Here is a 22,027-nt window from a genome sequence, read left to right as displayed (position 1 = left end):
GGCCCCCGCGCCACCCCGTCCGGCTGCGAAAGCATCCGCGCCACCCGCTTCCAGCCCCACGCCCTACGACCTGCCCCCCGGGACCCCGTGGGGCAGGTCGCTTTCGCGTGTCCGGGACGGGGCGAGCGCGGGACAGGCCTCAGGGCGGGTGCCCGCCTGCCGCCTCGCCCGGCGCGTCCCCGCGGTGGCATCGTCGGTCGCGGCACCGCCGCAGTCCACGCACCTCCGCCGAACGAGGAAGTCGACGTCATGACCGACAAGCTCACCGTGAGCGTCCTGGGTACCGGAATCATGGGTGCCGCGATGGCCCGCAACCTCGCCCGCGCCGGGCACACCGTCCGCGTCTGGAACCGCACCCGAGCCAAGGCGGAGCCCCTCAGCGCCGACGGCGCCCAGGTCGCGGCCACCCCCGCCGAGGCGGTCCGGGACGCCGACGTCGTCCTGACGATGCTCTACGACGGCCCCGCCGCCCTCGACGTGCTGCGCGAGGCCGGATCCGCGCTGCGCCCCGGCACGGTCTGGGTCCAGTCCACGACAGCGGGCCTCGACGCCACCGCCGAACTCGCCGAGTTCGCCCGCGCGCACGAGCTGGTGTTCTACGACGCGCCCGTACTCGGGACCCGTCAGCCGGCCGAGGCCGGGCAGCTCACGGTGCTGGCCGCCGGCCCGACCGCCGGCCGGGAGAGGGTGACGCCGGTCTTCGACGCCGTCGGCGCCCGCACCGTGTGGACCGGTGAGGACGGCGCGACGGGCAGCGCCACCCGGCTCAAGCTGGTGGCCAACAGCTGGGTGCTCGCCGCCACCAACGCCACCGGCGAGGTCCTCGCCCTGTCGAAGGCTCTCGGCGTGCGGCCGGAGGACTTCTTCGCACTCATCGCGGACGGCCCGCTCGACATGGGCTACCTGCGTGCCAAGGCCGCCCTCGTGCTGGAGGACCGGCTCACCCCCGCCCAGTTCGCGGTGGCCACCGCCGCCAAGGACGCCCGGCTCATCGTCGAGGCGGGACGCCGGCACGGAGTCCGCCTGGACGTGGCGGCCGCGGGAGCGGAGCGGCTGGAGCGCGCCGCCGCCCAGGGCCACGCCGAGGAGGACATGGCCGCCGCCTACTTCGCCAGCTTCGACGAGAAGCCCGGCGAGCCTCCCGCCTGACCCGCGAGCACGAGGCCGCGCCGCAGGGCCGTCGCGTCTGTCCAGCCGTCACGGTCACGCGCGGCGGTCGTCCGGCGTCCGGCGTCCGGCGTCCGGCGTCCGGCGTCCGGCGTCCGGCGTCCGGCGTCCGGCGTCCGGCGTCCGGCGTCCGGCGGCGACTGTGCGTGGCGTGCCGCTACTGTCCGTTCGTCCGGCGGCCGCCACGTTTGCCGAGGTGGGAGGCCCTGTGCGCCGGAGATCGTCCGTCCACGTGACCATCGCCTCCCGAGCGCCGATACTTCCGAGTGTGGGGTCCCGGAACCGTCGCTCCGCCCGACGGCCGTGTCCGACGGTCTCCCGGGGCGGCCGGCGACAGTGCGGTGCTCAACTGCCAGGCGAACCAGGAGGCACTCATGAAGATGCTCATCAACGTCCCGGAGACCGTGGTCTCGGACGCGTTGCGTGGCCTGGCGGCCGCTCATCCCGAGCTGACCGTCGACGTGGAGAACCGGGTGATCGTACGGCGGGACGCCCCCGTCGCGGGGAAGGTCGCCCTCGTTTCCGGCGGTGGCTCGGGGCACGAGCCGCTGCACGGTGGTTTCGTCGGCCAGGGGATGCTCTCGGCGGCCTGCCCGGGCGAGGTGTTCACCTCGCCGGTGCCCGACCAGATGCTGCGAGCGGCGGCCGCCGTGGACAGCGGGGCCGGCGTGCTGTTCATCGTGAAGAACTACACGGGTGACGTGCTCAACTTCGACATGGCGGCCGAGCTCGCCGAGGACGAGGGCATCCAGGTCGCGAAGGTCCTGGTCGACGACGACGTGGCGGTCACCGACAGCCTCTACACGGCCGGCCGTCGCGGTACGGGCGCGACGCTGTTCGTGGAGAAGATCGCCGGGGCGGCCGCCGACGAGGGGCAGCCGCTGGAGCGGGTGCAGGCGATCGGCCGGCAGGTCAACGAGAACTCCCGCAGTTTCGGTGTCGCGCTCAGCGCCTGCACCACGCCCGCCAAGGGCAGTCCCACCTTCGACCTGCCGGCGGGCGAACTGGAGCTCGGCGTCGGCATCCACGGGGAGCCCGGCCGGGAGCGGCGCTCCATGATGACCTCGCGTGAGATCGCCGACTTCTCGGTCCACGCGATCCTGGAGGACATGACTCCGCGCAATCCGGTCCTCGTCCTGGTCAACGGCATGGGCGCGACGCCACTCCTGGAGCTGTACGGCTTCAACGCCGAGGTGCAGCGCGTGCTCGCCGAACGCGGTGTGCCCGTCGCCCGCACACTCGTCGGCAACTACGTCACCTCGCTCGACATGGCCGGTGCCTCGGTGACCCTGTGCCAGGTCGACGAGGAGACGCTGCGGCTGTGGGACGCGCCGGTGCGGACGCCGGGGCTGCGCTGGGGTCTGTGAACCGGCACGGGAAGGCGAACGCCCCTACCACGCAAGGAGATCCAGTGCTCGACGCCGATTTCTTCCACCGCTGGATGACGGCGACCGCCGCGTCCGTCGACCGTGAGGCGGAGCGGCTCACCGCCCTCGACTCCCCCATCGGGGACGCCGACCACGGCAGCAATCTCCGACGCGGGTTCACCGCCGTGGTGTCCGTGCTGGAGAAGGAGTCGCCGCGCACCCCGGGCGCGGTGCTGACACTGGCCGGCCGGCAGCTCATTTCGACGGTCGGGGGTGCCTCGGGTCCGCTGTACGGGACGCTGCTGCGGCGTACCGGCAAGGCGCTCGGGGACGCCGGGGAGGTCAGCGCGGAGCAGCTCACCGAGGCGCTGCGGGCGGGGGTGGACGCGGTCCGGGCGCTCGGCGGTGCCGCGCCCGGCGACAAGACGATGATCGACGCGCTGGTACCGGCGGTGGACGCGCTCGGTGAGGGTTTCGCCGCGGCCCGGACCGCCGCCGAGGAGGGAGCGGTGGCGACGACTCCGCTCCAGGCCCGCAAGGGCCGGGCCAGCTACCTCGGCGAGCGCAGCATCGGGCACCAGGACCCGGGTGCCACCTCGGCGGCGCTGCTCGTCGCCGCGCTCGGGGAAGCGGCGGAGGCGACCGATGAGTGACGACAGGCTGGTCGGGATCGTGCTGGTGTCGCACAGCGCGGCGGTGGCCGCCTCGGTCGCCGAACTGGCGAAGGGGCTGGCGGGCGGCGGCACGGTGCCGCCCGTCGCTCCGGCGGGCGGCACCGAGGGCGGCGGACTCGGCACCAGCGCGGAGTTGATCGCCGCGGCGGCCGCGTCCGTCGACCGGGGTGCCGGGGTCGCGGTCCTGACCGACCTCGGCAGCGCCGTCCTCACCGTGAAGGCGCTGCTCGCCGAGGGCGACGAACTGCCCGAGGCGACCCGTCTGGTGGACGCCCCGTTCGTCGAGGGCGCGGTGGCCGCGGTCGTCACGGCCGCCACGGGGGCCGACCTGGCGGCGGTGGAGGCGGCGGCAACGGAGGCGTACACGTACCGAAAGGTGTGAGACGGCCCGGCTCCTGGCCGTGGCCGGGGGCCGACGGCCGGGGCGGTCAGCCGCCGCGCACGAACTTCTCAGCCAGTCGCTCGCCGAGCGTGACGGCGGCCGCGTGGTTCTCGATGGGCGTCACCCGCGTGTCCTTGAAGACGATGTAGGTGACGCCGGAGGCCGTGCCGCCGCCGCGCGGGTCGGAGCGGACACCGAGGGCCTCGGCGGTGGCGTACGACGCCTCGCCGATGATGTCGTACGGCCCGACGTCCCCGACGACCGCGTACCGCACCCGGCCCCCGTGGACGACGGCCGCGACCGAACCGCCGCGGACTCCGTGCTTGCGGTGGTTCCAGAGCGCGCTGGCGGCGGGCACGACGATGTACGGAAGGCGTTCGGCGCTGAGATGGCGGCCGTCGGACTGCTCGAAGGCGGTGGCCTCGGAGAAGAGCGGGTCGGTGCGGCGGTTGCACCGGGGTCCCGGCCGCCCGTCGCAGTCGATGTCCATGTCGGCCTTCCAGAAGACGACCCCCCGGGCGCCGCAGACCGGGATCGTCGCGGGCCGGCCGGCGTCGCTGCGGTAACGGCCGGCGGACACCGGGACGCACTCACGCACCTTGGCCAGCAGGTCGGCGGCGAGGACGGCGCCCTCGTGCCGCACCACCGGCTCCACGCGGACGGGAGGCGGCGGGACGGGCAACGTCGTCGGGGCGAGCAGGGCGATGCCTGCCACGGCCGGCGTCAGCGACTGGACACGCACGATGGGAGCCCTCTCCAGGGGGGACGGGTGGCGAACACGCAGCCAAATCTGATGCCCTTTCGGGGGCCGGGCCAGCGTTGGAGGGCTGGACGGTGCACGTGTCGCGGTCCGGGGACGGGCCGGGGGCCCGGGTCCGTGACGGTTCCGGGCCCCCGGCCGCCCACGTCCGGCGCGGGACGAGCGACGACAGCGGTCCGCGCCGACGACGGGAACTTCCCCTGTCCCAGGGAGAGTTCGGCCGTGAGAGATCTCAGCATACGTAACCCTCGCGGCGTCCCCGCCGACGCCCGCCCCCTTGCCGTGCCGGCGACCGGGGCGCCATATTGGTCCGGACCATTGCAGCCGTGCCGCCCCCGGGAGGCAGAGCCGTGCGACGCGTTGCCGTTCCCCGCGCGACTGCCCCGGGGCGCCGCCCCGCCACCTCCCGGCACCGTTCTCTTCCCCCGCGCCGGTTCCTCACCCTGTGCCGCTACCTCACCCTGTGCCGGTTCCTCGCCCTCGGGGCGGCCGTCGTGCTGGTCGCGTCCTGCGGTGGGGGCGGCACGGACGCCGGGGCGGACGAGGGCGGACTGCCCGGAGCACCGACGGGTGTCACCGCGGTGGCGGGCAGCGCGACCAGCGTGCACGTGATGTGGAACGCGGTGTCGTCGGCCACCGGTGTCCGTGTCTACGAGGTGTATCGCGGCACCACCAAGGTCAAGGAAGTCCCGGGTTCGCAGCACATGGTGGACATCATCAGGCTCGCGCCGTCCACCCGGTACGCATTCGCCGTGCGGGCGCGGGACACCGCGGGGCGCCGGGGGCCGCTCAGCCGGCAGGTGCGGGCCACCACGCCCGCGGCCGCGGCCGGGGACCACTCGGCGCCGACGGCTCCGGGTCGGTCGCGGGGCCGAGCGGCCGGGGGCCGGGCCGTCCAGCTGTCCTGGTCCGCGTCCTCGGACGACCGGGGTGTGGTGTCGTACGACATCTACCAGGGCGGCGCGAAGATCCACAGTGTGGGCGGCGCACAGACCGCGGCCGTGGTCACCGGGCTGCGGCCGGGCACCCGCTACTCCTTCACCGTGCGAGCCCGGGACGCGGCGGACAACGTCTCCCCCGCCGGCGCCCCCGTCCGCCTCACCACCCCGCCGGGCTCCGACGACGGACGGGGCACCGCCCCCACCGGGTTCCGCGCCACCACCCACCGCGCCGACGGGGCGTACTACATCGACCTCACCTGGGTGCCGCCCCGCACGGACGGCACGGTCACGGAGTACCAGGTCCACCTGGACGGCCGGCCGGCCACCTCGCTGGTGTACGGCGCGAACGCCCCGCGTGACCGGGCGGCGTACAGCTTCTACGTGGGACGCGAGGACAGGGCCACCCATCGGGTACGCGTCCGCGCCCGGCTGCCCGACGGCACCTGGGGCGGCTTCTCCCCGGAGCGCACGGTGACGACCGGGACGAGCGGCGCGGCGACCGGGGCGGCCGGGACGAGAGGCGCGACGGCCGGGGCGACCGGGACAGCCGGGACGAGTGGCGCGGGGGCCGGCCCGTAACGGGGGAAGATCGGCCCGCGAGGCCGCTAAGGCGGGCGGTCGACTCCGTCACCGCACGGCGGCCGCCGCCGCTCCTCCGGACGAAGGAATCCGTCACCTGCCCGGTGGCCGTCCGCATGCGGTACGGGCCGGGGCCACGTTGGCTGCCACTGAGGCGGCACGGGCGCTCCCCGACCTCTGGCGGCGCAAGGATGTACCGCCGACCGTGCAGCCGGAGGGCAGTTCCTATGCGCACTCTTCAGCCACTCCACCGGACCGGCCTGACAGCGGCCGCCGCCACCGCCGCCCTGCCGCTCACCCTGCTCGCCGGGCCCGCCACGGCGGCCTCCGGCGTCTCCGTGAGCACCAACGGGTCCACGGTCTCGGTCACCACCAGCGCGTGCACGCAGACGAACGGCAGCTGGGGCAACGCCTCGCTGCTCAACAGCGGGCAGGCGAGCTTCGCCCAGGGCCGCCAGGCGGCGCTGACGGGGGCGAGCGCCCTTCAGTCCGCCGCCTGGTCGGGGGTGGGTTCCGGGACGTACACCGTGGTCGTGGTCTGCTCGAACGGCAGCACCGCGGGCACCCAGTCCGTCATCGTCTCCCGCGCCTCGGCCCCCACCATCTCCGCCACGGCCTCATCCTCGCCCTCGCGCGGCGTGATGGGCGGCCTCGGCGGCGCGACCAGGGACTACGGTCCGCTCACGCTGGGGGCCGGCGGGGCGCTGGTCGGCGCGGGAGTCATCGCCGCCGCGTGGTTCCTGCGCCGCCGCTCGAAGCCGAACCGGCTCTGAACGCGGGCCCGTTCACGAGCCGGCCGCGTCCGCACGGTCGGCGAACTCCGCCACCGCGCGCTCCAGCCACCGCGTCCAGAAGGTCTCCAGATCGATGCCCGCCTGCAGCACCAGGTGCTGCAGGCGCTCCTGCGGTCCGTCCCGGCCGGGCGGGAAGTCACGCCGCTCGATCTCCCGGTACTCGTCCAACTGCCGCCGGTGCAGGACGAGATGGCGACGCAGGTCGGACTCGATGCCGGCCGTCCCCACGACGGCCGCGGCGCGCAGCCGCAGCAGCATCACGTCACGCAGCGGCTTGGGGTCCTGGGACGTGGCGGTCCAGCGGGCCAGTTCGGCCCGGCCCGCCGGCATGACCTCGTAACTCTTCTTCTGCCCGCGGGCCGGCTGCTCGGCCGGCAGCGCGCGGATGTGTCCCTCGGCCTCCAGCTTTCCCAGCTCGCGATAGATCTGCTGATGCGTCGCCGACCAGAAGTAGCCGATCGACCGGTCGAACCGGCGGGTCAGCTCCAGCCCAGAGGACGGCCTTTCGAGCAGAGCGGTGAGGATCGCGTGCGGGAGTGACATGAGCTCATCCTAGGGAGCTGTGGGGGCCGTCTAGAGGGCCGCCGCCAGCTCGGTGCCCTGCTTTATGGCCCGCTTGGCGTCGAGTTCGGCGGCCACGTCGGCGCCGCCGATGAGGTGCACGCTGCGGCCGGCGGCGAGGAGTTCCTCGTACAGGGCGCGGCGGGGCTCCTGGCCGGTGCACAGCACGATCGTGTCGACCTCCAGGACCGAGCTGTCCCCGCCGACGGTGACGTGCAGGCCGGCGTCGTCGATCCGGTCGTAGCGCACCCCCGCGACCATGGTCACGCCCCGGTGCCTGAGTTCGGTGCGGTGGATCCAGCCGGTGGTCTTGCCGAGGCCCGCGCCGACCTTGGCGGTCTTGCGCTGGAGCAGGTGGACGGCGCGCGGCGCGAGCGGCCGCTCGGGGGCGGCGAGCCCGCCGGGGGTGGCGTAGTCCATGTCGACGCCCCACAGGCGGAAGTAGGCCGCCGGGTCCTCGCTCGCCTTGTCGCCGCCGTCGGTGAGGAACTCGGCGACGTCGAAGCCGATGCCGCCGGCGCCGAGGATCGCGACCCGCTCACCCACGGGGGCGCCGTCGCGCAGGACGTCGAGGTAGCCGACGACGCTGGGGTGGTCGATGCCGGGGATGTCGGGGGTGCGCGGGGTGACGCCGGTGGCGACGACGACCTCGTCGTAGCCGGCGAGGTCGTCGGCGTCCACCCAGGTGTTCAGCCGTACGTCCACACCGTGCGCGTCCAGCTGGTGGCGGAAGTAGCGCAGCGTCTCGTCGAACTCCTGCTTGCCGGGGACCTTGCGGGCCACGTTGAGCTGGCCGCCGATCTCGCCCGCGGCGTCGAACAGGGTGACGTCATGGCCGCGTTCGGCGGTCGACACCGCGCAGGCCAGACCGGCGGGGCCCGCGCCCACGACCGCCACGCGCCTGCGCAGCCGGGTCGGCGAGAGCACCAGCTCGGTCTCGTGGCAGGCGCGCGGGTTGACCAGGCAGGAGGTGATCCGGCCGCTGAAGGTGTGGTCGAGGCAGGCCTGGTTGCAGCCGATGCAGGTGTTGATGGCCTCCGGGCGGCCGGCCGCGGCCTTGGCGACGAAGTCGGGGTCGGCGAGCATCGGCCGGGCCATCGACACCATGTCCGCGAAGCCGCCGGCGAGCAACTCCTCGGCGAGTTCCGGGGTGTTGATGCGGTTGGTGGTCACCAGGGGGATCGAGACCTCGCCCATGAGCTTCTTGGTGACCCAGGTGTACGCGCCGCGCGGCACCGAGGTGGCGATGGTGGGGATCCGGGCCTCGTGCCAGCCGATGCCGGTGTTGATGATCGTCGCTCCGGCGGCCTCGACCGCCTTCGCCAGGGTGACGACCTCCGCCAGCGACGAACCGCCCGGGACGAGGTCCAGCATCGACAGGCGGTAGATGACGACGAAGTCCTCGCCGACGGCCGCGCGCACCCGCCGGACGATCTCCAGGGGGAAGCGGGTGCGGTTCTCGTACGAGCCGCCCCAGCGGTCGGTGCGGTGGTTGGTCCGCGCGGCGATGAACTCGTTGATCAGGTAGCCCTCGGAGCCCATGATCTCCACGCCGTCGTAGCCGGCCTGCCGGGCCAGGCGTGCGGCGCGGACGTAGTCCTCGACGGTCTGCTCGACCTCGGCGTCGGTGAGCTCGCGGGGCGGGTAGGGGCTGATCGGCGCCTGGAGGGGGCTCGGGGCGACCAGGTCGGGGTGGTAGGCGTACCGGCCGAAGTGCAGGATCTGCAGGGCGATCCGGCCGCCCTCGCGGTGCACGGCGTCGGTGACGACCCGGTGCTCCTCGGCCTCCGCGTCGGTGGTGAGCTTCGCCCCGCCCTCGCCCGGCCGGCCGGCCTCGTTGGGTGCGATGCCGCCGGTGACGATCAGGCCCACGCCGCCGCGCGCGCGGGCGGCGTAGAACTCCGCCATGCGCGCGAAGCCGTGCTCGGCCTCCTCCAGGCCCACGTGCATGGAGCCCATCAGGACGCGGTTGGGCAGCGTGGTGAAGCCCAGGTCGAGCGGGCTCAGCAGGTGCGGGTAACGGCTCATCGGGGCCTCCGTGCGCGGTGTGGTCCCTCAGTTCTAGAGGACCGCGCACGGTTTATGCAACTAGTTGCACAAGGCGGACCGGGGTGATGTGCCGCAGGTCACCGGCTTTCCAGCAGCACGTGCAGCTCCCTTTCCTGGTCGCCCGAGGCCGAGGAGAGGTCGCGCACGGAGAACAGGGAGTCCAGCGTCGTACGGAGCTGTTCGATCGCCCAGTAACCGCCCTGCGCGTCGGCCTCGACCGTGGACGACAGCCGGGCGGGGTGCGCGCACTCGTTCACGTCGGTCACCTCGAAGGTGCCGAGCCACACCATGGGGCGGCTCGCGTGCAGCTGTTGCGGCACCTCGTCGGTACGCCGGTCCGACTCGAAGCACGCGCACAGCGTGTCGAACACGATCCGGGCGTCCTCCTTGCTGCACCCGCTGATCTCGACGGAGACGGATTCCTCGTGCAGTCGCTCGCGGCCCATCGCGCTCGCTCCTCTCGTGGCGGCGGCACGGCACCGCGGGCTCCCCGCGAACCGTGCCACACCACCAGAAAAGCACTCCACTCCGGGCGGGCACCAGCCGTGGCGGCCCCCGATGTCACCGGCGGCCGCCGGCGTGGGCGCCGGGCGACGCCGTACGCCGCCGGGCGCCCTCGCGGCCGTACGCCGTCAGCCGCGCGTGAACCGGTACGTCTTGCTGTCGGTCAGGACGCAGAAGCCCGGCGAGACGACGATGACGCGCAGGGTGCCCGTCCGGCGGTCGTAGTCGATGCCCTCCGCCTCGAAGGTGCCCGAGCAGGAGCTGCGCAGCGGGAGCTGCCGGAGCGCCGTGACGTGGCCGGTGACGTCGGCGGAGCCGTTCGGCTCGGCCGAGAGGTCGACCTGGAGCAGCGGCTTGGTGACGCCGAACAGCGTGCCCTCCGGGTCGTCGGAGGAGCACAGCAGCCGGGTCGCGGTGACGAAGTCGCAGCCCTGCACGTCGCGCACGGGGTGGTCGAGGTGGACGGTGGCCGCCTGCGGAAGGTTCGCCGACGGCGAGGTGGCCGGGTTGACGCCGGGGTTGGGGAAGACCAGGAAGCGGCTCATGGTGCCGTACTCCCCCGACAGCATCCACTGGCCGCCCGGCGAGACGGCGGCCCAGGAGTTGTTCAGCGCCTCCCCGGGGCTGAGCGTGTGGACGTACTCCGACCAGACGCCGCTCGGCGCCTGCACACGGAACATCTTCGTGGTGCCGGAGTCGCGCTGGTACGGCTCGACGTAGTAGCCGTCGTAGGAGGTGTCGGGGTCACCCACATGGTTCCAGCCGCGGGTGCTGAGCCCGAGGGGGATCGTGCCGATGCCGGTGTACCGGTTGGCGCTGCCGGCGGGGACCTCGACGGACGCCAGTCCCTGGCTCTCGGTCAGCGGGTCGGCGCGGTCGGAGCCCACCTCGTTCCAGGTGTCGGCGGCGGAGGCGGACGGGGCGGCGGACAGGACGGCGGCGACCGCCGTGAGGGTGACGAGTCCGGCCAGGACCGGGCGACGGCGTCGCCGGGCGCGCAGGGGCATGAAAGGGCTCCTCGGTGGGGGGTGGGGCGGCTTCGGCGGACAGTCTGGCCGTCCCGGGTAGTCATGTACAGACCAATACGGAAACCGGGCCGTCGCCCCGGTGACGGTGGCCTCCCCACCCGTCCGGAGGTGACTTCCCGCACGCAGGCGGACCGCGTTCGGCCCGGCGGCCCGCCACGACCTGCCACGACCTGACCGCGCGGGGGTCCCGGCCGCGTCCCGCCACCACGCCCGTCCGCCACGACTTCGCCGGACGGGCGCCGCAGAGTGAGAGATGGTGGAAGAGTGCGATGGTGTCGTCGCAGAAACGGTTGAGCGCGCGACGACCGTCGAGCGTGAGGTAACGGCGGAGACCGGCACGGGGGAACAGCGTGCCCCGAGGATGGGCGGAGGCGGTGCCCCCGATGACTGCGGCGGAGACACCCCTGCCCGAGGGTGAAAAGCCGGTGCACGGCACCGTGCGGCCCACCGGGCTGCTCGACGTGCTCGGCGTGGCCTCGGTGGTCCTCGACACCGAGGGACGCATCGTCCTGTGGAGTCCCCAGGCCGAGGAACTCTTCGGTTACTCCGCCCGGGAGGCGCTGGGCGAGCACGCGGCCGGGCTGATGATCAACGAGCAGCACGTCGAGCTGGTGGTCAAGCTGTTCGCCGACGTCATGGCCACCGGCGAGAGCTGGTCCGGGGCGTTCCCCGTCCGGCACAAGGACGGCAGCACCCGGCTGGTGGAGTTCCGCAACATGCGGCTGCTCGACGACCGGGGTGACGTGTACGCCCTGGGACTCGCCGCCGACCAGTCGACCGTGCGCCGGCTGGAGCGGGACGTGGCGCTGTCCTCACGGATGATCAACCAGTCCCCGATGGGGCTGGCCGTCCTGGACACCGACCTGCGGTACGTCTCGGTGAACCCGGCGCTGGAGCGGCTCAACGGCACACCGGCCCGGGAGCACATCGGAAGGGCGCTGCGCGAGGTCCTGCCGCACTTCGACGTGGAGAACGTCGAGGCCGCGGCCCGGGAGGTCCTGGCCACCGGCCGGCCCGTCATCGACCGGCACTGCATCGGACGCACCCCCGCCGACCCGGACGAGGACCACGCCTGGTCGATCTCCCTGTACCGGCTGGAGGACTCCACCGGCACCGTGCTCGGCGTGGCCGGCTCGGTCGAGGACGTCACCGAGCAGCACCGGGCGGCCGTCGAGGCCGAGGCCGCGCGGCGGCGCCTGGCCGTCATCGCGGACGCCTCCGCCCGGATCGGCACCACGCTGGACCTCGAACGCACCGCCCGGGAACTGGCCGGCGTCGCCGTACCGGAACTCGCCGACATCGCGGCCGTGGACCTGCTGGACGCGGTCGTGGAGGGCCGGCGCAGCAGCCTCGGCCCGGCCGAACCGGCCAGAATCCGCGCCCTGGCGGTGGAGGCGGACCGCGCCCCCGACGCGCTGCGGGCGGCGGACCCGCCCGGACACGTCGCCCGGTACGCCCCCGACCGCCTCGTCACCCAGTGCGTGCGCACCGGCAGCCCGGTCCTGGTCAACCAGGTCGAGGCGGCGGACCTGCCCCGCATCGCGCGCTCCGCGGAGGCGGCCGAACTGCTGGCCCGGGCCGGCGTCCACTCCTACCTCGCCGTGCCGCTGATCGCGCGGGGCGAGGTCCTCGGCGCCCTCGACCTCAAACGCACCCGCAACCCGCTGCCCTTCAGCGAGGACGACCTGCTCCTCGCCCGGGAGCTGGCGGCCCGGGCCGCGGTCCAGATCGACAACGCCCGCTGGTACCAGAACGCCCGCGACACCGCACTCACCCTGCAACGCAGCCTGCTGCCCAGCCATCCGCCGGTGACCGGCGGCCTCGAGGTGGCCTCCCGCTACCAGCCCGCGGGCGCCACCGCGGAGGTCGGCGGCGACTGGTTCGACGTGATCCCCCTGGAGGGCGGCAAGACCGCGCTCGTGGTGGGCGACGTGATGGGCAGCGGTATCAACGCCGCCGCGACCATGGGCCGGCTGCGCACCGCGACGAACACCCTGGCCTCGCTCGACCTCGACCCGGCCCGGCTCCTCGAACACCTCGACCGGATCACCGACGGCCTCGACCAGTCCATCGCCACCTGCGTCTACGCCGTCCACGACCCCCGGCTGCGGCAGTGCCTGATCGCCAACGCCGGGCACCTGCCGCCGGCCCGCGTCCGCGTGGGACGCCGCCCCGAACTCCTCGAACTGCCCACCGGGGCACCCCTGGGCGTGGGCGGCGTCGCCTTCTCCACCACGATCGTCGACCTCGAACCCGGTGACCGGCTCGTGTTCTACACCGACGGCCTCGTGGAGACCCGCCAGCACGCGCTCGACGAACGCCTCGACGCGCTCCTCGACCTCCTCGACGGTCCCGACCGCCCGCTGGAGCAGGTGTGCGACCTCCTGCTGCGCACCCTGCACCAGCCGGACAACTCCGACGACGTGGCCCTCCTCATCGCCCGGGTGCAGACTCCGGACGAGTAGCCCCGAAGCAGCCGCGGGCCGCCCGGATTCACAGCGTTTGATTACCTGCTCCTTACCGGCCGCATCCGACAATCACAGCAAGGCGTGTCATCGCGATGCCGGATGCCCGGCCGATGGGAGCGAGCCGTGACACACGACCCCGAGGAACACCCCGCGGACCCCGGGCCGCCCGCCCGCCCCTCCCGCACCCCGCCGGACCAGCCCGCCGAGACGGAAGGCGGCTGGGAGCTGCTCACGGCGCACGGCGGGGCGGAGCCCTCCGCACCGCCCGGCGCGGGCCTGCGGGACGCCTGGCGGCGGCGGTCCGTCCGGGCGCGGACGGTGGCCGCGGCGGCCACGGTCGCCGTGCTGGCCGCCGGCGGAGTGGCCTATGCGGCGACTTCGGGCGGCGGCGATGGCGGGGCGGTCCCGGCGGCCGCCGCGTCCGCCTCGCCGTCGGGGTCGCCCGGCGGGCCGGGTGACCGGCCCGGCCGGGGCATGTGGTTCGGCCTCGGCGGCGACGCCGTGCACGGCGAGGCGACCGTCAAGGACCGTGACACCGGCAAGTGGGTCGTGCGGGTCTGGCAGTGGGGCACCGCCGAGAAGGTGGACGGCGACCAGGTCACCGTACGGAGCGAGGACGGGGCCTCGTGGACCTGGACGGTCGACTCGGACACGTCGGTGTTCCGCGACGGCGCGCCCGACTCGGGCTCCGACGCCGTCAAGAAGGGCGAGACGTACTACCTGGCCGGCTCCCGTGCCGGGAACGGCACCCGGACCGCCGCGCGGGTCCTCTCGGGCACCTGGCGACGCGGTGACCACGACGGCCGGGACGCGCCGCGCGGCGAACGCCCCGGCCCGGGCCACGGCCCCCGGGACTGGCGCGCCCCCGACCCCTCGTCCAGCCCGTCGCCCCCGGCGAACCCGTCCGAGCCGTCCACGTCGTCGAACACCGGCGCGACGACCTGACACCGACCCGCGGGGCACGGGCGGTCGGGGCGTGACGCCGTGATGCCGGCACCCGTACGGCCCGCCCCAGGCCGGCCCGGCGCTGTGAGGCCGTCGGCGCGCGGGGCGGGGGCGGTTTGGGCGGTCGGAGCACGACACCGTGACGCCGTAGCCGCGGCACCGTACGGTCCGCCCCCGGCCGGCATGGCGCCGTGGAACCGACCTCGTGCGACCCGTCCGCCGGCCGGCGTGACGCCGTGACCGTGCGGCCCGCCCCCGGCCGGCGCGGCGCCGCGAGGCCATCAGCGCGCGGGGTGCGGGCGGTCGGAGCACGACACCGTGACGCCGTAGCCGCGGCACCGTACGGCCCGCCCCCGGCCGGCATGGCGCCGTGGAACCGACCTCGTGCGACCCGTCCGCCGGCCGGCGTGACGCCGTGACCGTACGGCTCGCCCCCGGCCGGCGCGGCGCCGCGAGGCCATCAGCGCGCGGGGTGCGGGCGGTCGGAACACGACACCGTGACGCCGCAACGCCGGCACCGTACGGCCCGCCCCCGGCCGGCATGGCGCCGTGGAGCCGACCTCGTGCGACCCGTCCGCCGGCCGGCGTGACGCCGTGACGCCGTGACCGTGCGGCCCGCCCCCGGCCGGCATGGCGCTGGGGGACCGACCTCGTGCGACCGTCCGCCGGCCGGGGCCGCGCCGCCGCTACGGCCACTCAGCCCGCGCCCGCCCGTTCCCGTCGCCGCGTGCCGATGACGACGACGGCGTAGAGCTCCTCGGAGACGGCCGGACGGGCCGTCAGGCCGCCGGCGGTGAACGCCTCCAGGGCCGCCTCCGCCTGGTGTTCGCTCGTCTCCACCAGGAGGCAGCCGCCCGGTGCGAGCCAGTCGGTCGCGCCCGCGGCCACCCGGCGCAGCACGTCCAGGCCGTCCGTGCCGCCGTCGAGCGCGACCAGGGGTTCGTGTTCGCGTGCCTCGGCGGGCAGGAGGCCGACCTCGGCGGTGGGGACGTACGGCACGTTGGCGGCGAGGATGTCGACGCGGCCGCGCAGGTGGCCGGGCAGCGCCTCGAAGAGGTCCCCGCGGTGGACGTGACCGCCGACGGTGGCGACGTTGCGCCGGGCGCAGCGCACCGCGGCCGGGTCGACGTCGGCGGCGTGCAGCTCGATCCGGCCGAGGGCGGCGGCCAGGGCGACACCGACGGCCCCCGAACCGCAGCACAGGTCCACGACGACGGACGACTCCGGAGCCCGGGCCAGGGCCTGTTCGACGAGGAACTCGGTGCGGCGGCGGGGCACGAACACACCGGGCGCCACGGTGATCCGCCGGCCGGCGAACTCGGCCCAGCCGAGGACGAGTTCGAGTGGTTCGCCGGTGACACGACGGTCGACCAGGCCGACCAGTTCGCCGGGGGTACGGGCGGCGGCCAGCAGCAGCCGTGCCTCGTCCTCCGCGAACACACAGCCCGCGGCGCGCAGCGCGGCCACGACCGCGTCACGGGACGAGGGCGACGGTGGCGAGGAGGGGGAGAGGGGTGAGCGTGGAGGCATGGGAGCCGAGAGCCTTTCGGGAGCCGAAGGGCGCTCTCGCGGTCACCTACTGCCGGTGATCCGCGCCGATCCGAGGGACGAGCACCCGAGCTGACACAGCGGTAATGGGTCTCACCTCCTCGGTCCAGGGCTGGGTTGCTCCGCAGCCGGACGGCAACCCTACACGGTGATCACCGGACGGCGGCCCCCGTACCCCGCCGGGGTCGCGGTTGTATTCTGCAACCAGATGTGAGGAGGGTCCCGTGCGAGCATCCGAAGCGGCCGAAGCTGCTCATGCGTCCCGGTCCCAGGACGCGGGCGGCGGCGCGGGACGGTCCGCCGCGGACGCGGCCGTGGAGACCATCCAACGCGAGATGACGGCGTTCGCCCGCCGCGCCCGGGCCTCGGCGGGACGCATGCACCCCGAGCTGACCCTGGTGTCGTACACCCTGCTCGGGCACCTGGAGGAGAGCGGCGGCGGCCGGCGGGCCACCGACCTGGCCGCGCACTACGCCCTGGACAAGTCGACCGTCAGCCGTCAGGTGACCGCCCTGGAGCGCGCCGGGCTCGTGGAACGGCGGCTGGACCCCGACGACCACCGTGTCCAGGTGCTGCACCTGACCGACGCCGGGCGCCACATCCTCGCCCAGGTCACTGAGAGCCGCCGCGCGGCCTTCAGGGAGCGGCTCGCGGACTGGCCCGAGGAGGATCTGCGGCGGTTCGCCGGCTATCTGGAGCGGTACAACGCGTGGTCGGCGACCGGTTCCGGCACCTCCTGAACGGGCCGGCCCCCCTACGCCACCGACACCGCCTCACGCCGGTCCGGCAGGTTCTCCGGTACCCGCGCCGCCAGGAAGACGGTGTTGCGGCGGAGGCGGAAGCCGAGTGACTCATACAGCCGGACGGCGTTGGTGTTGCCGGCCCCGGTGTGCAGGAACGGGGTCTCGCCACGCTCCCGGATGCCGTGGGCGACGGCCAGCACCAGCCTGCTCGCCAGGCCCTCACCGCGGAAGGCGGGGTCGGTGCAGACGGCGCTGATCTCGGTCCAGCCCGGCGGGTGCAGCCGCTCCCCCGCCATCGCCACGAGCCGGCCCTCGCGCCGTATGCCGAGGTAGGTGCCGAGCTCGACGGTGCGGGACAGGAAGGGGCCGGGCCGGGTCAGTGCGACGAGGTCCAGCATCTCGGGGACGTCGGCGGGGCCCAGCACGACCGCCTCGGCGTCCGGTGCCGCGGCCAGTCCGTCGTCCACCAGCTGGACGCCTTCGAGCCGGAAGGTGATCTCCCAGCCGTCCGGGACCCGTCCCCGGAACCCGGCCAGCGGCACCTCGCCGCCGGGACCCGCGAGGGCCGCGAGGTCGGCCCAGTCCCCGGGTCCGGGATCGTCGGGCAGCGCGAGCCACGGCGAGACGTCGAGGGGGTAGCGCAGGACGCGGCCGCGCCGTTCGGCGAAGTGGGCGTGCGGGCCGGTCAGGGAGGCGAGGGCGGGGTTGTCGAGGACGTGCGCGGCGGCGTTCGGGGAGCTCATCGGGCGACCTCGATCACGGTCTTGCCGCGGGAGTGCCCTTCCTCCACCGCGCGCAGCGCCTCCCCGGCGCGGTCGAGCGGGAAGGTCCGTGTGACGTGCGGGTCCAGTTCACCCTTCGCGACGAGGTCCGCCACCGCTTCCAGACGGTCGGAGGTACGGAACCGGGTGACGCGCGCGCCGCCCAGTTTCTCCACGACCTCGGGCGGGGCACCCGCCGTGATCAGGTTCGCCGGGTCGGCGGGCAGCGCGGCCGCCTCGGCGAGCACGTCGGCGCCCACGAGGTCGTACACGCCGTCGACGCCCTCCGGCGCGGCCGCCCGCACCCGCTCCGTCCAGCCCGGGCCGGAGGACACGTGCACCGCGCCGAGTGACTCGACGAACTCCTTCTTGGCCGCGCTCGCGAGTCCCACGACCCGCAGGCCCCGGGTGCGGGCGACCTGCACGGCCGCCGCGCCGACTCCGCCGCCCGCGCCGGTGACCAGCAGGGTCGCGCCGGAGGGCAGGCCGAGCTGGACGATGCCGTCGTACGCGGTCACGGCGGCGACGGGCAGCGTCGCCGCGTCGGCGAAGGACACGGCGGCCGGCTTGCGGGCGATCAGGTCGACCGACAGCAGGGCGTACTCGGAGTAGCCGCCCACGACCGGCCGGCCGAACACCTCGTCACCCACGGCGAGGTCCCGGACGTCGGCGCCGAGTTCCTCCACCACGCCGGAGACCTCGTTGCCGAAGACGGCGGGGAAGTCGAGCGAGCCGCTCTCGCCGGGGCGGCGGTAGCCGGTGCGCTGCTTCCAGTCGACGGGGTTGACTCCGGCGGCCCGGACCGCGACCAGCACCTGACCTGGTCCGGGGACGGGCCGGTCCACCTCGACGAGCGCCTCGGTCTCCGGGCCCCCGTAGCGCGTGAAGACGTACGCCTTGGGCATGTGTGTCCACTCTCCTTCGCGGTCGCCGGGGCACCCGTCGCAGGTGCCACCGGATGCGGCACCTGTCGGCAAGGCGGACCGGGAGGCTGCTATTCCCGGGGCGACGCAGAGTTCATACTGCCTTAATGATCGGCAGCGGCCCCGAGGCCCGGTGCCGGCCACGCCGCACGTACGGTTGACCGGGTACACGTTTTGGAGGCACCGCCCGCATGCACGTCACCCGAGGCTTCACCGGACGCCCGCGCGTCCACAATCCCGGCCTGCCGCCCGGCCAGTACGACGCGGGTGAGGACTGGCCCGTCCTGTCCGCGGAGGTCACCCCCGACCTGACGCCCGCCGACTGGAGCTTCCGTGTCGACGGTCTGGTGCGGGCGCCCCGGACCTGGGACTGGGCGCAGGCGCACGAGCTGCCCGCCTCGGCCTACGAGGGTGACATCCACTGCGTGACGAGCTGGTCGAAGTTCGGGGTGCGGTTCGGGGGCGTGTCACTGGACGCGTTTCTCGATGTGGTGCGGCCCCATGGGTCCGCCACCCATGTCGTCGCCTACTCGCACACCGGCTACACCACGAACCTGCCGCTCGCCGACGTGACCGGCGGACGCGCCTGGATCGCCTGGGAGTACGACGGGAAGCCGCTGGCGCCCGAGCACGGCGGGCCGGCGCGGCTGCTGGTGCCGCACCTGTACTTCTGGAAGAGCGCCAAGTGGATCGCGGGACTGCGCCTGCTGGACCACGACGAGCCGGGCTTCTGGGAGCGGAACGGCTACCACGCGCGCGGCAACCCGTGGCAGGAACAGCGGTACTCCGGTGACTGAGACCTCCGCCTCCCCCGCCTTCACCCCCGTGACGCGGTTCGCCGTGCCCGGACGCGTCGCCGTGAGCAACCGGACCGCCGCGCTGTGGCAGACCGCCACGCTCACCGAGATCCGCCGTGAGACCCCGGCGGTGTCCACCTTCCGGTTCGCGGTGCCCGGCTGGGCCGGACACCTGCCCGGCCAGCACCTTATGCTGCGGCTCACCGCGGACGACGGCTACGTGGCCCAGCGCCACTACTCGATCGCGTCCGCGCCCGACGACCCGGGGCACATCGAGCTGACCCTGGACCATGTCGAGGGCGGTGAGGTCTCGGGCTGGTTCCACCGTGTGGCCAAGCCCGGTGACGAGGTCGAGGTGCGCGGCCCGCTGAGCGGCTTCTTCGCCTGGCCGGGCGACCGGCCCGCGCTGCTGATCGGCGCCGGCTCCGGCGTCGTACCGCTGATGTCGATGGTCCGCCACCACCGGGCGCGCGGCCTGCGGGTGCCGCTGCGCATGCTGGTCTCGGCGCGCGACCCCCAGGAGCTCATCTACGCGCGGGAGTTGGGCGAGGAGACGACCCCGGTGTTCACCCGGAGCGCGCCTGCGGGGGTGCCCGTGGGACGTGTGGCCGCCGCACATGTGGCGCCGCTCCTGGCCGATCAGCCTCCCGGTGGGTGGGAGGCCTATGTGTGCGGCTCCAACGCCTTCGCCGAACACGCCTCACGACTGCTGACCGAGGCGGGCCAGCCGGTGGACCGCATCCGGATCGAGCGCTTCGGCTGACGGCGGGCGGCGGACGACGACCACGCCGCCCGCCGCCACCCCCTCCGCCCGCCGCGCACGACGCGACCTCGGGCCGGCCCGACCGCCGCGTCCCACCCGACCGCTCGACCCGCCCGGTCCGTCCGCCCCCACCCCCACCTATCCGGCCACGTCACCTCCCCGGGCGTTTCGCGGGCACCCGGCGGGGCACACGTGTGCGGCGGCTGTGACCGGTCGTCCGGCGCTCCCCCGCGGGAGCGGTTGGTGAACTGCGGCGACGGACGGATACTGGATCCGTATCAGCACGCGCGACTGTGCGTGGTGCGGAGGTCGACATGCGAACCCCGATGCGCGGTTGGCGCTGGCGGCGCAATCCGTTGCGGCGCCGGTCGGACGCCGTGGAGGCGTGGACGATGCTGGTCGTCGTTCTGCTCCTGCTGGTGGCGGCGCCCCTGGCCGGAACGGCCGCGGGGTGGTGGGCGCACGACGAGGCGCGCGCGGTCGTGGCGACTCAGCGGGCCGAACGACACCGCGTGCGGGCGGAAGTGGTCGGCAAGACCCCCGAGACACTCCCCTCGGTGGGCGGCCGGGAGCAGTCGTACCGGGTGAAGGTGCGCTGGACCGAGGCCGGCCCGGGAGTGCGGACGGCGAGGGCACTCGTCCCGGCGGGCAGCCGCCACGGCGACATGGTCGACGTGTGGTTCGACTCCCGTGGCCGCAGCGTGAGTCCGCCGCCCGGCGAGAGCGAGGTCTGGCAGCACACCCTCACGATGGCCGCGAGCGCCACCGGCGGCGCGGTCGCCGTCGTCCTGCTCGGGCACTCCCTCGTCCGCCGTGCGGCCACCCGGCGCCGCCTCGCCGAGTGGGAGCGCGACTGGGCCCTCACCGAGCCCCAGTGGACCCACCGACGCGCCTGACCGCGAGCACACGCGCTCCTGCCCCGGCACTCCGGTTCCCGGCCAACGGCGGGCTGGTTCCCGGCCGGCCCAGGTCAGCCGTGTGCCGGGGTCGGGCCGGCCCCACGCCGGGCCCGACCACCCGGCCCGACCGGACACACCCCCGAGCCGATCGGACACGCCCCCCGCCCCGGTACGACCGGGCGTGACGCCCGGACTCGATCGCCCCTGGCGGGTGGTCCGGCCTCGCACGTACGGTGTGATCATCCGCACTCACTCTCCTCAAAGGCGGTCCTCCATGGCCCTGTTCGACCTTCCGATCGACGAGCTCCGCGAATACCGCAGCGCCTCCGCCGAACCCGCGGACTTCGACACGTTCTGGGCCAAGACCCTGGAGGAGGCCCGCGCACACGACCTGGACGCCCGTTTCGAGCTCGTCGACACCGGCCTGAGCACGGTGAAGGTGTACGACGTGACGTTCGCCGGGTTCGGCGGTCACCCGGTGAAGGGCTGGTTCACCCTGCCCGCCGAGGTGTCCTCGCCGCTCCCGGTGGTCGTGGAGTTCGTGGGTTACGGCGGTGGCCGCGGGCTGCCGCACGAGCATCTGCTCTGGGCGTCCACGGGCCGGGCGCACTTCGTGATGGACACCCGCGGCCAGGGCAGCGCCTGGGGCGGCGGCGGTGGGACCGGTGACCCGGTGGGCGGCGCGCCCGCCTACCCCGGTTTCATGACCCGGGGCATCGACGCTCCCGAGAACTACTACTACCGCCGGGTGTTCACGGACGGCGTGCGGGCGGTGGAGGCCGCGCGTTCGCATCCGCTGGCCGATCCGGGCCGCACGGTGGCCGTCGGTGCCAGCCAGGGCGGCGGCATCACGCTGGCGGTGGGCGGACTGGTCCCGGATCTGGTGGCGGTCGCGCCGGACGTGCCGTTCCTGTGCGACTACCCGCGCGCGGCGACGCTCACCGACCGCCATCCGTACCGGGAGATCGGCCTCTACCTCAAGACGCACCGGGGCCACGCCGAGGACGCCCTGCGTACCCTCTCCTACTTCGACGGCGTGCACTTCGCGGCCCGCGGCCGGGCGCCGGCGTTGTTCTCCACGGCCCTGGAGGACCAGACCTGCCCGCCGTCCACCGTCTTCGCGGCCTTCAACGCCTGGGCGCACGAGGACAAGGCGATCGAGGTGTACGACTTCAACGACCACGAGGGCGGCGGCCCCTACCAGCAAGCGGCCAAGGTGCGCTGGCTGCGCTCGTACGCCTGAGGAGCGTCGCGGCCGGGGTGGCAAGACGACGGGGCGGGGGGGGGGGGGGGGGGGGGGGGGGGGGGGGGGGGGGGGGGGGGGGGCGGGGCGGGCCCACCGCCCCCACCCTACGGGCGTAGCATTCTGGAGGG

At 74.4% G+C, this 22,027-nt stretch carries 21 protein-coding genes; 13 read left to right on the top strand and 8 right to left on the bottom strand.

The window, feature by feature from the left end; translation table 11 throughout:
• Window positions 1-249 precede the first annotated feature (249 nt).
• The 4 genes from AC07AZ_RS25945 (at window position 250) to AC07AZ_RS25930 (ending at window position 3,590) form a co-directional block, all read left to right on the top strand.
• Window positions 250-1,149, top strand: a complete 900-nt coding sequence (locus tag AC07AZ_RS25945) for an NAD(P)-dependent oxidoreductase (protein ID WP_478851716.1) — start codon at window positions 250-252, stop codon at window positions 1,147-1,149.
• A gap of 392 nt (window positions 1,150-1,541) precedes the next feature.
• Window positions 1,542-2,534 carry a dihydroxyacetone kinase subunit DhaK gene (dhaK, locus tag AC07AZ_RS25940; RefSeq protein WP_478851714.1) on the top strand — a complete coding sequence of 331 codons (993 nt, stop codon included), beginning with the start codon at window positions 1,542-1,544 and terminating at the stop codon, window positions 2,532-2,534.
• 44 nt (window positions 2,535-2,578) lie between these two features.
• On the top strand, window positions 2,579-3,187 hold the full coding sequence (dhaL, locus tag AC07AZ_RS25935; protein WP_478851712.1) for a dihydroxyacetone kinase subunit DhaL: 609 nt from the start codon (window positions 2,579-2,581) through the stop codon (window positions 3,185-3,187).
• Entirely contained in the window at window positions 3,180-3,590 is a 411-nt protein-coding gene (locus AC07AZ_RS25930; RefSeq protein ID WP_478851710.1) for a PTS sugar transporter subunit IIA domain-containing protein, read from the top strand. The genes dhaL and AC07AZ_RS25930 overlap by 8 nt, the downstream gene beginning before the upstream one ends.
• A gap of 46 nt (window positions 3,591-3,636) precedes the next feature.
• Here the strand turns inward: AC07AZ_RS25930 and AC07AZ_RS25925 are convergent, their stop codons facing one another.
• Entirely contained in the window at window positions 3,637-4,332 is a 696-nt protein-coding gene (locus AC07AZ_RS25925) for a glycoside hydrolase family 75 protein (RefSeq protein WP_478851708.1), read from the bottom strand.
• 461 nt (window positions 4,333-4,793) lie between these two features.
• Between AC07AZ_RS25925 and AC07AZ_RS25920 the strand changes: the two genes are divergently transcribed.
• Both AC07AZ_RS25920 and AC07AZ_RS25915 read left to right on the top strand, forming a co-directional pair.
• A complete protein-coding gene (locus AC07AZ_RS25920; RefSeq protein ID WP_478852011.1) occupies window positions 4,794-5,870 on the top strand; it encodes a fibronectin type III domain-containing protein in 1,077 nt (358 codons plus the stop codon).
• A gap of 227 nt (window positions 5,871-6,097) precedes the next feature.
• Window positions 6,098-6,643 carry a hypothetical protein gene (locus AC07AZ_RS25915; RefSeq protein ID WP_478851706.1) on the top strand — a complete coding sequence of 182 codons (546 nt, stop codon included), beginning with the start codon at window positions 6,098-6,100 and terminating at the stop codon, window positions 6,641-6,643.
• 12 nt (window positions 6,644-6,655) lie between these two features.
• On the opposite strand, the gene AC07AZ_RS25910 is transcribed toward AC07AZ_RS25915, so the two are convergent.
• The 4 genes from AC07AZ_RS25910 to AC07AZ_RS25895 all read right to left on the bottom strand — a co-directional run bounded on the left by AC07AZ_RS25910 (window position 6,656) and on the right by AC07AZ_RS25895 (window position 10,785).
• Window positions 6,656-7,207 carry a PadR family transcriptional regulator gene (locus tag AC07AZ_RS25910; protein ID WP_478851704.1) on the bottom strand — a complete coding sequence of 184 codons (552 nt, stop codon included), beginning with the start codon at window positions 7,205-7,207 and terminating at the stop codon, window positions 6,656-6,658.
• Window positions 7,208-7,237: 30 nt separating this feature from the next.
• A complete protein-coding gene (locus AC07AZ_RS25905) occupies window positions 7,238-9,253 on the bottom strand; it encodes an oxidoreductase (RefSeq protein ID WP_478851702.1) in 2,016 nt (671 codons plus the stop codon).
• A gap of 98 nt (window positions 9,254-9,351) precedes the next feature.
• Entirely contained in the window at window positions 9,352-9,720 is a 369-nt protein-coding gene (locus tag AC07AZ_RS25900; protein WP_478851700.1) for a hypothetical protein, read from the bottom strand.
• A 186-nt stretch (window positions 9,721-9,906) separates the two neighbouring features.
• Window positions 9,907-10,785: a hypothetical protein gene (locus tag AC07AZ_RS25895; RefSeq protein WP_478851698.1), complete on the bottom strand. Its 879-nt coding sequence runs from the start codon at window positions 10,783-10,785 to the stop codon at window positions 9,907-9,909.
• Window positions 10,786-11,189: 404 nt separating this feature from the next.
• Here AC07AZ_RS25895 and AC07AZ_RS25890 point away from each other — a divergent pair, with 404 nt between their 5' ends.
• Window positions 11,190-13,271 carry a SpoIIE family protein phosphatase gene (locus tag AC07AZ_RS25890; protein WP_478851696.1) on the top strand — a complete coding sequence of 694 codons (2,082 nt, stop codon included), beginning with the start codon at window positions 11,190-11,192 and terminating at the stop codon, window positions 13,269-13,271.
• Between the two features lie 126 nt (window positions 13,272-13,397).
• On the top strand, window positions 13,398-14,219 hold the full coding sequence (locus tag AC07AZ_RS25885; protein WP_478851694.1) for a hypothetical protein: 822 nt from the start codon (window positions 13,398-13,400) through the stop codon (window positions 14,217-14,219).
• 696 nt (window positions 14,220-14,915) lie between these two features.
• Here AC07AZ_RS25885 and AC07AZ_RS25880 read toward each other — a convergent pair.
• Window positions 14,916-15,749, bottom strand: coding sequence for a putative protein N(5)-glutamine methyltransferase (locus AC07AZ_RS25880; RefSeq protein ID WP_478851692.1), 834 nt, complete (start codon window positions 15,747-15,749; stop codon window positions 14,916-14,918).
• A 353-nt stretch (window positions 15,750-16,102) separates the two neighbouring features.
• On the opposite strand from AC07AZ_RS25880, the gene AC07AZ_RS25875 reads away from it, so the two are divergent.
• Window positions 16,103-16,507, top strand: a complete 405-nt coding sequence (locus AC07AZ_RS25875; protein WP_478852009.1) for a MarR family winged helix-turn-helix transcriptional regulator — start codon at window positions 16,103-16,105, stop codon at window positions 16,505-16,507.
• 14 nt (window positions 16,508-16,521) lie between these two features.
• Here AC07AZ_RS25875 and AC07AZ_RS25870 read toward each other — a convergent pair whose 3' ends face one another.
• Complete coding sequence (locus tag AC07AZ_RS25870) at window positions 16,522-17,253, bottom strand: GNAT family N-acetyltransferase (protein ID WP_478851690.1); 732 nt, start codon at window positions 17,251-17,253, stop codon at window positions 16,522-16,524.
• Entirely contained in the window at window positions 17,250-18,176 is a 927-nt protein-coding gene (locus tag AC07AZ_RS25865) for an NADP-dependent oxidoreductase (RefSeq protein WP_478851688.1), read from the bottom strand. Before AC07AZ_RS25865 ends, AC07AZ_RS25870 begins: the two co-directional genes overlap by 4 nt.
• Before the next feature lie 209 nt (window positions 18,177-18,385).
• On the opposite strand from AC07AZ_RS25865, the gene AC07AZ_RS25860 reads away from it, so the two are divergent.
• The 4 genes from AC07AZ_RS25860 (at window position 18,386) to AC07AZ_RS25845 (ending at window position 21,896) form a co-directional block, all read left to right on the top strand.
• A complete protein-coding gene (locus tag AC07AZ_RS25860; protein WP_478851686.1) occupies window positions 18,386-18,991 on the top strand; it encodes a sulfite oxidase-like oxidoreductase in 606 nt (201 codons plus the stop codon).
• On the top strand, window positions 18,984-19,754 hold the full coding sequence (locus tag AC07AZ_RS25855) for a ferredoxin reductase (protein ID WP_478851684.1): 771 nt from the start codon (window positions 18,984-18,986) through the stop codon (window positions 19,752-19,754). Before AC07AZ_RS25860 ends, AC07AZ_RS25855 begins: the two co-directional genes overlap by 8 nt.
• Before the next feature lie 314 nt (window positions 19,755-20,068).
• Window positions 20,069-20,650: an Rv1733c family protein gene (locus AC07AZ_RS25850; protein WP_478851682.1), complete on the top strand. Its 582-nt coding sequence runs from the start codon at window positions 20,069-20,071 to the stop codon at window positions 20,648-20,650.
• A gap of 277 nt (window positions 20,651-20,927) precedes the next feature.
• Complete coding sequence (locus AC07AZ_RS25845; RefSeq protein WP_478851680.1) at window positions 20,928-21,896, top strand: acetylxylan esterase; 969 nt, start codon at window positions 20,928-20,930, stop codon at window positions 21,894-21,896.
• The last annotated feature ends 131 nt before the right edge of the window (window positions 21,897-22,027 follow it).

This window comes from Streptomyces sp. NPDC043878, assembly GCF_056435735.1.
The sequence above is the reverse complement of the archived record's forward strand: the minus strand, read 5'-3'. Positions and strand labels throughout refer to the sequence as shown.